Source organism: Rhizobium sp. X9, assembly GCF_018873185.1.
GTDB classification, from domain to species: Bacteria; Pseudomonadota; Alphaproteobacteria; order Rhizobiales; family Rhizobiaceae; genus Agrobacterium; species Agrobacterium oryzihabitans.
In genome coordinates this window covers 2,329,221-2,343,401 of sequence record NZ_CP071312.1, presented here as the reverse complement: position 1 = coordinate 2,343,401, position 14,181 = coordinate 2,329,221, and the positions used below count along the sequence as shown (strand labels likewise).

General features: G+C 59.5%; 10 protein-coding genes. 1 reads left to right on the top strand and 9 read right to left on the bottom strand.

Translation table 11 applies throughout. The annotated features are described in order from the left end of the window. Window positions 1–3: 3 nt before the first annotated feature. The 7 genes from JZY08_RS25535 to JZY08_RS25505 form a co-directional block, all read right to left on the bottom strand. A complete protein-coding gene (locus tag JZY08_RS25535; protein WP_216332249.1) occupies window positions 4–1,029 on the bottom strand; it encodes an ABC transporter ATP-binding protein in 1,026 nt (341 codons plus the stop codon). Next, window positions 1,026–2,009: an ABC transporter ATP-binding protein gene (locus JZY08_RS25530; RefSeq protein ID WP_003499550.1), complete on the bottom strand. Its 984-nt coding sequence runs from the start codon at window positions 2,007–2,009 to the stop codon at window positions 1,026–1,028. The genes JZY08_RS25535 and JZY08_RS25530 overlap by 4 nt, the downstream gene beginning before the upstream one ends. Beyond that, window positions 2,002–3,495, bottom strand: a complete 1,494-nt coding sequence (locus tag JZY08_RS25525) for an amidohydrolase family protein (protein WP_216333519.1) — start codon at window positions 3,493–3,495, stop codon at window positions 2,002–2,004. The genes JZY08_RS25530 and JZY08_RS25525 overlap by 8 nt, the downstream gene beginning before the upstream one ends. After that, window positions 3,495–4,688 (bottom strand): amidohydrolase family protein, encoded by a 1,194-nt coding sequence (locus tag JZY08_RS25520; RefSeq protein WP_216332248.1) that lies wholly within the window; start codon window positions 4,686–4,688, stop codon window positions 3,495–3,497. The genes JZY08_RS25525 and JZY08_RS25520 overlap by 1 nt, the downstream gene beginning before the upstream one ends. Window positions 4,689–4,693: 5 nt before the next feature. Beyond that, window positions 4,694–5,644: an ABC transporter permease gene (locus tag JZY08_RS25515; protein WP_035224938.1), complete on the bottom strand. Its 951-nt coding sequence runs from the start codon at window positions 5,642–5,644 to the stop codon at window positions 4,694–4,696. An 18-nt stretch (window positions 5,645–5,662) separates the two neighbouring features. After that, entirely contained in the window at window positions 5,663–6,631 is a 969-nt protein-coding gene (locus tag JZY08_RS25510; protein WP_003499543.1) for an ABC transporter permease, read from the bottom strand. A gap of 259 nt (window positions 6,632–6,890) precedes the next feature. Continuing rightward, entirely contained in the window at window positions 6,891–8,456 is a 1,566-nt protein-coding gene (locus tag JZY08_RS25505) for an ABC transporter substrate-binding protein (RefSeq protein ID WP_035243211.1), read from the bottom strand. A 167-nt stretch (window positions 8,457–8,623) separates the two neighbouring features. Between JZY08_RS25505 and JZY08_RS25500 the strand changes: the two genes are divergently transcribed. After that, window positions 8,624–10,111 (top strand): amidohydrolase family protein, encoded by a 1,488-nt coding sequence (locus JZY08_RS25500; RefSeq protein ID WP_216332245.1) that lies wholly within the window; start codon window positions 8,624–8,626, stop codon window positions 10,109–10,111. A gap of 243 nt (window positions 10,112–10,354) precedes the next feature. Here the strand turns inward: JZY08_RS25500 and JZY08_RS25495 are convergent, their stop codons facing one another. Further along, window positions 10,355–11,398: a porin gene (locus JZY08_RS25495; RefSeq protein WP_216332244.1), complete on the bottom strand. Its 1,044-nt coding sequence runs from the start codon at window positions 11,396–11,398 to the stop codon at window positions 10,355–10,357. A gap of 492 nt (window positions 11,399–11,890) precedes the next feature. Continuing rightward, window positions 11,891–14,065 carry a bifunctional diguanylate cyclase/phosphodiesterase gene (locus tag JZY08_RS25490; protein WP_216332242.1) on the bottom strand — a complete coding sequence of 725 codons (2,175 nt, stop codon included), beginning with the start codon at window positions 14,063–14,065 and terminating at the stop codon, window positions 11,891–11,893. Window positions 14,066–14,181 lie beyond the last annotated feature (116 nt).

The following is a 14,181-nucleotide window of genomic DNA, read 5'->3' as shown; positions in this document are numbered from 1 at the left end:
CGGTCAGACGAGTTCCCGTGCCGCTACCACCCGTTCTTCCTGCTCTTCCACCAGATGGCATGCGACGCGTGTGCCGCCGGCAATCGTGCGCACCTGCGGCACCTCCGCCGAACAGCGGGCCGTTGCGAGCGGACAACGCGGATGAAACGTGCAGCCGGATGGCGGCTTCAGCGGGCTTGGAACTTCACCGGCAACCAGTTCCCGGTCGCGGCGCGGCGCGTCGATATTGGGAATGGTTTGCAGCAGAAGCTGGGTATAGGGGTGGCGCGGGCGGGCGAACAGCTCCTCCGTATCGCCCTCCTCCACGATGCGGCCAAGATACATGACCGCGATACGATCCGACATGTGGCGAACCACGCTCATATCGTGGCTGATGAACAGATAGGTCAGCCCCAGCTCGTCCTGAAGGCGTCGCATCAGGTTCAGCACCTGCGCCTGCACCGAAACGTCGAGCGCGGATGTCGGCTCGTCGCAGACCAGAAACTCCGGCTCGCTCGCCAGAGCGCGGGCAATCGAGATGCGCTGGCGCTGGCCGCCTGAAAATTCATGCGGAAACTTTTCGCCGTCCGAAGCCGAAAGACCGACGGTGCGCAGCAGCTCTTCCACACGTTCCATGGTCTCTGCACGGGTCGCGCGCAGTTTCAGTTCGCGGATAGGCTCGGCGATGATGTTCTTCACCCGCCAGCGCGGATTGAGCGAGGCATAGGGATCCTGAAAGATCATCTGCGCCGAAAGCGGCGTATCCTTGCGGCCTTTGGCGAAGCGGAAATCACCGGCGCTTGGGCGGAACAGCCCCGTCACCAAGCGGGCAACCGTCGATTTGCCGCAGCCGCTTTCCCCGACGATGCTGAGACAGCCGCCAGCCGGCACCGTAAAATCGATGTCGTTCACCGCCTGCACGAATTGCCGGGGCTTCCGTTCGATGACCAGGTTGAGCCATGGCGCGGAGACATCGAAGGTCTTGGTGAGACCCTTGACCGTCAATGCCGGCGTTTTTTGTGCGGGCGTTTTAACCACGGACGTTTTCATGCTGTACCTCCTGCGTTCATCCAGCAGGCGCTGGCGCCATCACCCACCGTTTCCAGCTCCGGCCGCTCGCGAAGACAGCGAGGGCCTGAAAATCCGCAACGCGGATTGAAGGCGCAGCCGGGCGGGATGGCATCGAGACGCGGCATGGCGCCGTCGATCTGGTTGAGCCGTTCCACCCGCGCGCCAAGCGAGGGAATGGAGGCCATCAGGCCCTGCGTATAGGGGTGCTTCGGCGCATGCAGAACCTGTTCCACCGGACCAACCTCGATCAATCTGCCGGCATAAAGCACGGCAACACGGTCGGCAGCCTCGGCGATCACGCCCATATCATGCGTGACGAGCATAACGGCGGTCTGCTTCTCCTTGCAGAGCCTGCGCAGCAGCGAGATGATCTGCGCCTGTATCGACACGTCAAGCGCCGTCGTCGGTTCGTCCGCGATGATCAGCTTCGGCGACGCCGCAAGTGCGAGCGCTATGACGACGCGCTGGCGCATGCCGCCGGAGAATTGATGCGGATAATGATCGATGCGGTCTGCCGGAGACGGAATGCCGACATCCCGCAAAAGCTGGACCGCACGCGCCTGCGCATCTTTTTTCGAGAGCGGCAGATGCTGCCGGATCGTCTCGACCAGCTGCGCACCGACCGTGAACAGCGGATTGAGCGAGGTGAGCGGATCCTGAAAGATCGCGCCGATTTCCCGGCCACGGATGCTTTCCATCGCCCTGTCGTCGAGTTTGTCGATGCGGCGCGAGCCGAGCCATATCTCGCCATCCGCGATGCGGCCCGGCTTTTCCAGCAGGCCCTGTATCGCAAGGCCGGTCATGGATTTTCCGGCACCGGATTCCCCCACCACACCGAGAATTTCACCGGGGCGGATGGAAAGGCTGATGTCCGAAAGTGCCGTCACCGTTCCCCGGCGGCCGGGAAACTCGACTTTCAGATTGCGGACATCGATAACCGACTGGTTCATGTCATCCATTGGCGTTCACCTCCACCGGGTAGCTCGGGGGAAAGATTTCCGAAACGGGCGGATTGGCCCAGCTTCGCTCGGGATATTTTGCAATCAGCCCATCGAACTGCGCCTGCGCCTGAATGCGGGCACGCGCCATATCGATATTCGCGACCTGTCTCTCCCGCATGGAGAGACGACCATCGACAAAGACGGCGCGCGTGATCTTGCCCGAACCGCCGGTAACAACAGTCGTGATCGGATCGACGCTCGGCGCCATCACCGTGTCATCGAGATCGAAGACCGCGATATCGGCGCGTGCACCCTTGGAAAGATGTCCGAGATCGGAGCGACCCAGCGCCCGCGCGCCGCCAAGTGTGGCGGCATCGAACAGATCGGCCGATCTGACCCTGTCGGGAGCGCCGTCATTGATGCGGCAGGTGATGAGACCGACAAGCAGGTTCATCAGCATGTCGGCGGGCGCCGTATCGGTGCCCATCGCAATGTTTACTCCAAGCTGCCGGCAGACGGAGAAGGACGACAACGTGCTGCCGCTTCTAGCCGACACCAGCGGACAGTGGACAATCGACACGCCGTTTTCCGCGTAGAGCGCCAGATCTTCCTGCGTCGCATTGGTGGCGTGCGGCGCGATAAGGCGGTCGCTCAAGAGGCCGGCCCTGGCGAGCCATACCGGCGCGGTCGAGCCATGCAGCTTGCGGACCGTATCCACTTCCATGGTGCCCTGCGCCATGTGCAGGCGGAACTTGCAGCCAAGATCACGGGCGGCGGCATCGGTTCTCTGCATCAGCGCGAGCGTGGATGTTTCGACACGATCAGGTGCCAGCAGGCCGCGCACGAGATCGCCGTGCCTTCCTGTCTGCCTCTCGATGAACGACACCGCCTCCTTCAGTCCCTGAAGGCCGCGCTCCTCATCGAACACCGGCACCATGCGTCCCGGCTCTTCCAACACCATGCCGCCGGAGCGGAAGGCGGGGCTGAGATAGACCCGCAGGCCAAGTTCGCCGGCGGCATCGGCTGCGGCTTCGAATTCGGCAACCGTTTCTCCCCATTCACGATAAAACAGCGAGGCAATGGGTGCCGCCGTGGTGATGCCGTTGAGGAGAAGCTGGCCGAAGGCGAAACGCTTCTGGAAGGCAAGCTCTTCCCCGGAATACATCTCGTAGGGACCGGCCTCGACATAGGAGCGTGGCCAGACACGGCCCTTCGCCCAACCGGGGTGATTGTCGATGCCCAGAATGGTCGTATCGAGATCGGAAAGCGCATCGAGGTCGATCAGGCCGGGGCTGATCAGGGCATTGCCGAAATCGACGCGGCGAGCAACCTCACCGGGAAAGCCATGCCCGACGAAAAGGATTTCGCCGTTCTCGAACACGACCTCGCCGTTTTTCAGCAGCCGGTGAGACCCGTCCTTGTGGCCGACCACCCAGCTGGCGGTGAGCAGCGTGCGACCGGAGGGACGTTCACCAAGAGCGAGAGATTGAAGCGGTTCGCTCATCATGGTGCCTCCACCACGGCCTTGCCGCCTCTGGCGGTTACTCGTCCGCCCTTTACGACCAGCGGTCTTGGGGCAATATCGACAACGGCATGGGCCAGGGTCTCGCCAGTCAGCAGCGTGAAGTCTGCAGCACAGCCAACGTCAAGACCGTAATCCTTGAGGCCCATGACATCGGCACCGCCCTGCGAGACGACATGCAGGACGTGGGCAAGCTCGATATCCGAGCGCAGACCGTTCTTCATGCCGATGATCTTGGCCCGGTCGAGCATGTCCGGCTGACCCCAGGGACCCCAGGTATCGCGAATGCCGTCACAACCGCCGCCGACACGCACACCGGCCTCCTTCAGACGCATGATCGACGGCACATTTGCCGAGGGCGCGCCGGTCGTCAGGATCGCTACATCGAGCCGGGCAATCTCATCGATCAGCTTGCCGACCCGGAGATAGTCATTCATGCCGAGCGCAAAGGCGTGGCTGATGGCGACCTTGCCTTCCATGCCGTTGGCGCGGATGCGCTCGAAAATCAGCTCCATGGTAAAGGCGCCGAGATCGGCGGCCTCATGCAGATGAATATCGATCGGCACGCCGTGCCTGACCGCGAGTTCAAAGAGGATATCGAGCTGGCCCTTCGGATCGCGATCGATGCCGCAGGGATCGATGCCGCCGAGGACTTCACAGCCCTGTTTCAGCGCCTCATCCAGCAGTTCCACCGTGCCGGGCATGACCATGACGCCGGACTGCGGGAAGGCAACGACCTCGATGTCGATGATGCCTTTCAGCTTCTCGCGCGTTTCCCATATGCCTTCGACAAGCTTCAGGCCGTGGGTCGGATCGATATCCACGTGGCTGCGGATATGCGTGCCGCCGTTTGCAGCAAGACCGATGGCGTGGCGCATGGACTGGCGGTGGGGATCGATGCCGATCTGGCTGCGGTTTTCGCGTTCGAAATCGATCCGCCCGCGCAGGATCGCGGCGCGGTTGTTCTCATGCCAGGGCATGCCCCAGGTCGTCTTGTCGAGATGGGTGTGGGCATCGATGAGGCCGGGCGCGAGGATTGCGCCGTTGCCATCCTCGACCGGCATGCCGGGTTCGGCCTCGAATTTTCCGACACCGGCAATCTTTCCCTGCCTTATCACGATGTCGCAGGTGTCACCCGCCATGGGCCTGATGTTGCGGAGCAGAAGATCGTGCATGGAACTCACCTCAGTTTCGGATTGAGCGCATCGCGCAGCCAGTCACCCAGAAGGTTGACGGTGACGACGAGCAGGCAGAGCTGGAAAACGGGAAACAATACGATCCACCACGAACCCGAGAACAGGAACTGGTTGCCGATGCGGATCAGCGTTCCAAGCGACGGCTGGCTGGGTGGCATGCCGATGCCGAGGAACGACAGGGTCGCCTCAGTCAGGATCGCCATGCCGAAATTCAGCGTGGCGGCAACCATGATCGGCGTCAGCGTATTGGGCAGAATATGGTTGGCCATGATGCGGCGCGCGGGAACGCCGATGAGCTTGGCCGCCTGCACATAATCCTTGCCGGTCTCCACAATCGCCTGCGCACGCACGGTGCGCGCATATTGCACCCAGGCGGAAAGCGCGATGGCGAGAATGAGCACGGCGGATGCGCCCACCTCTCGAAGACTGTCCGGCAGCATCTGCCTGACGACCGTGGAGACGAGGATGGCCACCAGAATTGTCGGGATGGAAAGCGTGATATCGCCGATACGCATCAGGAGATTATCGGAAAAACCGCCGAAATATCCGGCAACCAGACCGGCGGTCATGCCGATGACCAGAGAGAGAGCCACGGAGGCGACACCGATGACGATGGATATGCGCGTGCCGTAAAGGATGGCGGAGAGCATGTCGCGCCCCTGCGTATCCGTGCCGAGCAGATAGGGCCATTCCCCACCCTCCTGCCACACCGGCGGCAATTCGGCTTTCCACATGTCGAGCGAAGCGCCGTCATAGGGGTTCTGCGGTGCGATCAGCGGCGCGAAAATGGCGGCTAGGATGAGGATCGCCAGGATCAGCGCGCTGATCTTGGCCGATCTGCTGTGGCTGAACGACCAGTAGAGATCGCTGTTGCGTATGCGCTTGATGAGCGACGGGCGGGCAGGTTTTGCCGTTTGCGGAAGGTCTGTGGCCATGAAACCGGCTCCCTTCGGTTAGCGCGCGGTGCGCAGACGCGGATCGATCACCGCATAGGCAATGTCGACGAACGTGTTGAGGACAACGAAGATGAAGGAAATGATGCAGAGATAGGCCGCCATGACGGGGATATCGAGAAATGTCACCGCCTGTATGAACAGCATGCCCATGCCCGGCCACTGAAACACCGTCTCCGTGATGAGCGCAAAGGCGATGAGCGAGCCGACATTCATCGTCGTCAGCGTCACGACGGGCATCAGACAGTTGCGCAGCGCATGGCGGAAATAGATGCGCCAGCGGGGAATGCCGCGGGCACGGGCGAACTTGACGAAATCGGAGCGCAGCACCTCCAGCATTTCGGCGCGCACCAGACGCATGACCAGCGTGATCTGGTAAAGCGAGAGCGCAATGGCAGGCAGAATGAGCGCTGCACGCCCCGACGAGGTAAGCAGGCCCGTGGACCACCAGCCAAGCTGCACGACATCGCCTCGACCGAAGGCAGGCGCCCAGCCTAGCGAAACCGAAAAGACGAGGATAAGCAGAATGCCGACAACGAAGCTCGGCAGCGAGACGCCGACAATCGACAGGAACTGCAGGCCCTCCGTATACCACTTTCCACGCCGGATCGCCGTCAGCACCCCAAGCGGCAGGCCGACGACGAGCGAAAGGACCGTGGCCACCAGAACAAGCTCCAGCGTGGCCGGAAACCTTTCCGCTATCAGCGGCAGCACCTGCTGGCCGTTGCGATAGGAAACGCCGAAATTGCCCTGGGCCGCGTCTTTGACAAACCGCAAATATTGCGTCGGCAGACTGTCGTTGAGGCCGAGCCGCTCACGCAAAGCGGCGCGATCTTCCTGCGATGTCTGCTCCCCCACCATCAGCTCGACGGGATCTCCCGCCAGCCTGAAAATGAGAAATGCAATAAGCGCGACGGAAAGCATGACCAGAATGGCATTTCCCATACGCTTGATGATGAAAACCAGCATTGTTACCTCTCGGATGCAAACCCATGGACATGACGCCAGCCAGGTTCGACCATTCTTTTCCAGAGACGGGGCACAGGTCGTTTACGCCTGCCGCATTGTCGACAATAACATCGGCAGCTGATCGCCGATCAGGCTGGCAAATCTCCAGCGGCGACGAGCCGCATCGCTTTCTGCCCAATATGCCCGCAAGTGACGAAGGCTGCCCCGGATGACCCAAAAGGCGTTCGGCACGATGCCGAACGCCTTTCAGAGTTCCGGATTATTTGTCGAGTTGCGTCAGCCAGTGGCGCGGCTTGTTGTCGGCGCGGAAATCGACGCTCTTCACCTTGCCAAGCATCGCCCATGCAATCGGCTGCTGGTGCAGTGGCACAAGCATCGCCTCGTCCTTGGCGATCTTCAAGGCCGCCTCTTCAAGGGCAAGACGTTTGGTATTGTCCTGCTCCTGTGCTGCCTGATCCACCAGCTTGTCGATCTCGGGGTTCGACCAGCCGCCATAGTTGGAGACGCCCATTGCGCCCTTTCGGGTGGAGAGGATCTGCGACAGGAAGGAGAAGGCATCGAGCGTCGGTTCGTTCGCCCAGCTGAGGTTGAAGACATCCGCCTTGCCGCCATTACGCTTCGGAGACTGCACGGAGCGCGGCGCTATATCGATCGTCGGCTGGAAACCGCCACGCTTCAGCATGTTGGCGACGCCGGAGCAGATATCTTCCTCGTTGATGCTCTCGTCATTCATGCAGGTATAGGTGAAAGCGAGGTTCTTCATGCCGGCATCGGCAAGAAGCTTCTGCGCCTGTGCCGGATCGGCGGGCTGGAATGTATCGAGCGACTTGGCATAACCCGAAATTTCAGGCGCGATGAGCGAGCCGGACGGCCTTGCAAGGCCGCGCATGACCTTCTTGTTGATGAGATCGCGATCGATCGACAGTTCGAATGCCTGGCGAACACGAAGATCATTAAAGGGGTTCGGCTTGCCGTCCTCCAGCTTTTCGCGGCGGTTGAAGCCGATGAACAGCGTGCGCAGTTCAGTGCGCTTCTTCACCGTGATATTGGGCGAGGATTCAAGCCGCGGCAAATCCTGGATCGGTGCGGAATCGATCAGGTCGATTTCGCCGGAAAGCAAAGCCGCGACACGGGTGGCAGCAGAGGCAATCGGCACGAATTCGATGCGGTCGAGATTGTGTTTCTTCTGATCCCACCAGGCTTCATTGGCGACAAGAACCGTCTTGCTGTCGGGCACGCGGCTTTCAAGCTTGAAGGGCCCGGTGCCGTTGGTGTGCATCGTCGTATAGCCATCGACCTTGGAGGCGAAATCGGTCGGCTTCTCGCTATTGTTATCCTTCAGCCACTTGGCGTTGAAGATGAAGATATTGGTGATGTCGTTGAGGAAGAGCGAGGTGGGCGCGGTGACGTCGAGATCGACGGTATAATCATCGACCTTCTTCACGCCCGCAAAAACCGGAATATTGCCGCGCAGCGGCGAAGTGGCATCCGAGGCGCGCGTGAAGGACGCGACGACATCGTCAGCGGTGAAATCCGCGCCATCATGGAACTTCACACCCTTGCGCAGGGTGAAACGCCAGGTCTTTCCATCAACAAGCTTCCATTCCGTCGCAAGAGCCGGCTCGATCTTGAAGTCGGGTCCGTAACGGACAAGCCCCTCATAGATATGATTGAGAAAGGCGAGGTTGGAGGTGGACGGCACCGAATATGGATCGAGCGAATAAAGGTCGGCGCGACCGGCCCAACGCAGGGTTTCCGCGCTTGCGGGAACGGCAATGGCGGCCGCCGCCAGGGCGGCCAAGACGAAACTTCTCATTCGGGACATTTGATCCCCCCTTTTTATAAATCGTTGAAGTGCCGGCTGACCTACCGGCCGGACAAGGCGGAGTATTGTTTCGCTCAGCCTTATTGTCAATAATATTGTTGACAATTATCGTATCCAAAATCGACGCATCCTGAATACCAGCTGCGCATACAAGGGAGGAAGGCTGAATGGGGAATTTTCTGCTGTTGCACGGCACGATGGTGACCGTGGACCGTGAGCGACGCATCATCGAGGATTGCGGCCTTGCCATAAAGGACGACCGGATCGTCGACATCGGCACGGCGGAGGAACTGGCGCCACGCCACACCGACAAGCAGGTGATAGATTGTCGGGGAAAACTGATCATTCCCGGCCTCATCGATGCCCATGGCCATGCCGGGCATGCCTTGATCCGCAGCATTGCTGCCGACACCAATGCGATGTGGATGAAGGTGGTGACGCCGACCTATTACCACTATGTCACGCGCGACTATTGGTATGCGGACGGCCTTGTCTCCGGCATCGAGCGGCTGCGTGCCGGTGTCACCACCGGCGCCAGCATCATCACCTCGATGCCACGCGCCGACGATCCTGTCTTTGCCATTAACCACGCCCGCGCCTATGACGAGATCGGGATTCGCGAAATCATCTGTGTGGGACCTTCCGGCCTGCCCTGGCCGCACCCGGTGACCCGATGGGAAAGCGGCTCTCCGGAGCGCCGCAACATCAGCTTCGAGGAGATGATCGAAGGCAGCGAAGCCACGATCGAGGCTCTGAACGGAACGGCTGATGGACGCATCAGCGTCTTCATGACACCCTTCACCATCGTTCCTTCTGTCGAACCCTCCAACGCTTCAAGCCCCGACCAAGCGGTGAAACTGACGGATAATGACCGCATGCAGGCGCGCCGGATACGCGAGACCGCCCGCAAAATGGGCGTTCGGCTGCATTCGGACGCATTTGCGGGACAGATCCGCATGGCCTTTCAGGACAAGGAAAATGCGCTGCTTGGCCCCGATATCCACCTTCAGCATTGCTGGGGCATCTCGCATGAGGAGATCGACATTCTGGCGGAAACCGGCACACGTGTGACCCACGCACCGCCGGGCCGCGCAACGCCGATCATGGAAATGATGTCCAAGGGCATCCGCGTCGCCATCACCACAGACGGCGCGGCACCCAGCCGCCACTTCGACATGCTTCAGACCGCTCGCATGGCGCAATTCACGCAACATCTGCTGCACAATCACGATCGCTACCTGTTACCGCCGGGCAAGATATTCGAAATGATCACCATTGACGCCGCCCATGCCATCGGCATGGAGGATGAAATCGGTTCGCTTGAAATTGGCAAAAAGGCCGATATCGCCATCATCGACATGCGCAAACCGCATCTGATGCCGATGTGGATGCCGGTGCATCGGCTGGTGCATCAGGTGTTGGGGAGCGATGTCGACACCGTTTTCGTGGATGGAAGAATGCTGATGGAAAACGGCCGCGTTCTGACGACAGATGTCGATGCGGCCATCTCCTTCGGGCAGGAAGAGGCACTGGCGCTCGCCGCCCGCGCCGGTCTTGAAGCGCATATGCATGATCCAGGTTGGGGACGCCTGTTGCGGACCTTCGAAGAACCGGTCCACCCTCCCCTGCCGCCCGATCCGGCGTTCGGTCGGTAATCTGGCAAAACAGGGCCATCAAGCGCTGCAATGCATCCACGCTTGCAGATGGCCGCGATGACATTGTCGACAAAGCCGCGCGCAATCCCTCACGACAACAAAAACTCCCCGGCCTGGAGGGGTCCGGGGAGCAAACCTGACTTCATGTCAGGAACTTTGACTGGAGCTAGTTACTCACCCGTTCGAAAACGGGGTGGATCTGAGTCATCTAACCAGGTTTATGCTTTTTTCTTATGTGCAGTATTAGAACGAACGCTGCAGGCGAACGAAGCCGCTCCAAGCCTCAGGCTTGTTGTCGACGTCGAGGTAGTTGGCGGTGAGCTTCGTGGTGAGGCCGTCCGTGATCTTGTAATCAACAGTCAGACCGGCCTTCCAGGCGTCGTTGTTGGAGAACTCATCCCAGGAAACGAGACCGTAGCTGCCGTAGTACTGGAAGCCGGGGGTGATCTTCAGCTTGTCGGTTGCCTTGATGGCGTATTCCGCGGCAACTGCCCACTCGGACACGCTGTAGTAAGCGTTTGCGCCGGAAGCCCAGACACCGGACAGGCCAAGCGTGCCAGGACCAACACCAGCCGTTGCGATCAGGCGTACAGAGCCGTTTTCACGGTCAGTGTCGTAGCCGCCGATGAGCTGAAGGGTCACGCTGTCAAACTTTGCACCAGCGCCGAGAGCAACACCGATATTGTTGTCACGCTCGTTGTAAGTGCCGACGGAGATGCCTTCGAGTTCGTCAACCGAAGCGCCTGCCCAGAACGAGCCAGCGTCGTAGGTGTAACGAATTGAGTTGAACAGAGCGTTGGAAGCCAGTTCATCCGTTTCGCCGGAGAGGCCATCGTCCCACCAGCTGTAGAACTTACCGACCTTCAGGCCGCCGAGTTCGATGAAAGCCTGGTCAACGAAAACGCCAGAACCCAAGTTGCCGCTCGTACCGACGGTCGAGCCGCCAACGCCGGAGTCAGCGTTACCACGGAAGCCGATGAAGCCACGCAGGGCACCGAGCTCGGTGTCGGTGCGGGTGTCAACTTCGAACTGGGCGCGGGTGAATGAATCCCAGTCAGACGTGCCAGAAGCGTCGCGGCCGAAGTTGGTCTGGAAACGGATGTAACCGCCGAACTTCAGGCAGGTTTCGGTGCCCGGGATATAGAAGAAGCCGGTGCCGAAGGCGTCGCATACGCGAACATATTCCATGGCTTCCGGCTCGGCAGCGACGATAGCGTCAGCGGCCTGTGCGCCGGATACTGCTGCGAGAGCGGCAGCGGAGCCGATCAGAAGGCTCTTGATGTTCATTTTTAATCTCCAGTCAAAAATTTTTCAACAAATGCGCAAAACTGAGGGCTGGTCTTTTCCCTGCCGCCCGCCTCTCTGCGCTGATTCAGCAAATGACAGAAAGTACCAGAGACTCGCAATTCAAATCGAACAAATTTAAATACAGAAAAAGTACACACTCAAATTAAGTAGTAAAATTACAACAAATCAATAGATTAATATATAGTAATTTTGTGTTTTAATTCTAAATAACCAAATAAATTACTCATAAACAACAACAAAATATTCGAATATAATTATACTTCAATACACACCCTTTGGCATCCAGCACCTTGCGGGGTGAGGACTGCATTTGCGTTCATGTGACGAAAGAAAACAAAACGGGCTTTCGTCGCCGGGTTCGATACGGAGAAAAATAGCAGGCGCAGCAATCGAAACGGCGCAATGCGACGGAGATGACAGAGCGCACTCCGTGTCCGCCAACCCGCTCATGGCGGGCTGTCAAAGCGGCCCCTATTGCATTTCCTTGGATAGGCCGGTTGGGAACATCGTCATGTTGCCAAGCATATCCCCGATCACTTCCGCCTGCACCGGGCGGCTGAAATAATAGCCCTGTCCGTAGGGGCAGCCGGCGGCGCGCAGAAAAGTGGCCTGTTCGCCGGATTCCACACCTTCGGCAATGACATCGATATCGAGAGCCCCGGCAAGCTGGATCATGATCGAGACTATGGCGCTGTCCTTGGTTTTTTCCGGCAAATGAGTGAGGAACGATCTGTCGATCTTCATGCAAGACAGTGGAAAGGTCTTCAGCATGCCGAGGCAGGAATAACCGATGCCGAAATCATCCAGCGCCAGGCTGACACCCATCTGCTTGATGGCGCGCATGATGCGCACGGATGTTTCCACATCCTGAATGATAAGCGTTTCGGTGATTTCTATTTCCAAAAGGGATGGTGCAAGGCCGGTTTCTTTCAGCACGGACCGGATCTGATCGACCAGGCCGCTCTGGAACTGCCGGGGCGAGATATTGACCGCCATCTTGACGGGCGAGAGACCTGCAGCGGTCCAGACCTGCGCCTGCCGACAGGCTTTTCTGAGAATGGCCTCTCCCAGTTCCACAATGAGCCCGGTTTCCTCCGCAAGGCCGATGAATTCCGCAGGACCGAGCAGGCCTTCTGCCGGATGCTGCCAGCGCACCAGCGCCTCCACGCCGCTGATGCGCCCGGTTCGAAGATCGACCTGCGGCTGGAAATGCAGGACGAACTCGTCCCTTTCCATCGCCTTTCGCAGCTCCTCGATGCGGGTGAACTTCTTGCGCAGATCATCGGCCATGCGCGGCGTGAAGGTGGCGATGCCATCGCGACCGTTATGTTTGGCCTCATACATGGCCAGATCGGCGGCCGCGACGATTTCCGCCGTGGTTTCGCCATGCTCCGGGAAGAACGCCATGCCGATGCTGCATGTGACCTTGATATCATAATTGCCAAGGCGAAGCGGTTGCGAAACGGCTGCGCGGATGCGCTGCAGCCGGCTTTCGAAATCTTCCCTGTCCTTTTCCAGAATGATGACGAATTCGTCTCCGCCCACACGCAGCACAAGATCGTTTCGCCGCAGGCTGCGGGCAATGCGCTCCGCCGTTTCCGACAACAAAGCATCGCCGATGCTGTGACCGAGCGTATCGTTGATCTGCTTGAAATTATCGAGATCGAGGAAGCCGATGCCGACCTTTCGTTTCGCCCTTGCCGCCGCCGCCAATATGTCCGGCAGCCTCGTATCCAGAAAACGGCGATTTGGTAGCCGGGTCAGCATGTCGTGATCAGCCAGAAAGGCGATATGTTCCGCCGCCCGTTTCCGGTCGATTGCAAGGCCAGCCATCCGTGCGGCGGCGCCGATAAATTCCACAAGCGCCGCATCCGGCGTGCGGGCGGCCAGCATGCACCAGACGAAGCCATGCGCCACGCCTTCGCTCGCGGGAATATCGAAACTGAAGGCGATATTATCCGGCGGGCAGGTGAGATCGGCGGGATCCTTGACGGAAGAAAGCAGTGTAGTGAGCCCTTCATGAGATGCCAGTGCGGGAGAAGCATAGACGGAAAGCTCACCCGGCACCGCATCGAACACCCGCACGGCACAGGCAAGCCCGGTGGCAAGATTTTCGATGGCCGTGACGAATTCCTCGAGAAAATCCTCGATACGCGCTGCCGCAACGATCATTTCGAGAATGCGCGCCTGCGCCTGCAGCAGTCTCTCCGAGGCTTTTTTCTGGGTTATATCCCGCGAGGCGCCAACCACGCCGATGATATTGCCGGCCTTGTCCTTTAGAGGCACGCGCGACATCATCAGCCAGCGATCGATATCGCCGCGCATGGCGCGCTCCTCGTAGCCGAGGTCCGGCTCGCCGGTGCGCATCACCCGCGCCTCGGTATCGGGAATGCCGGCAAGCTTTGCCGCATCGCCATGAATATCGGTGTCAGTGAGTCCGATCAGCTCCTCGACGGTGTCGAAGCCGTTCTCGCTAACGATCGCCCGGTTGGCGAAGAGAAAGCGTCCTTCCAGATCCTTGGCATAGATGAAATCCGGCACATGATCGATCATCGCTTCCAAGAGCGCGTGCCGGTCGGAGGGGTTGGTGTTTTCGGCGGTAGCAGGAGAAGCGGAAGGGGCCACGTCGCGCTTCGTTCGCGACATCCGGTTCTGCACGGGTGTCTTCGGACCTTTGGAACGCACCTCTCCGCCTCATCGCTTTATAAGGAAGCGGAATAGTAGGATTGTACGTCTTATATAAAGATGAACAAAGGGAGGAG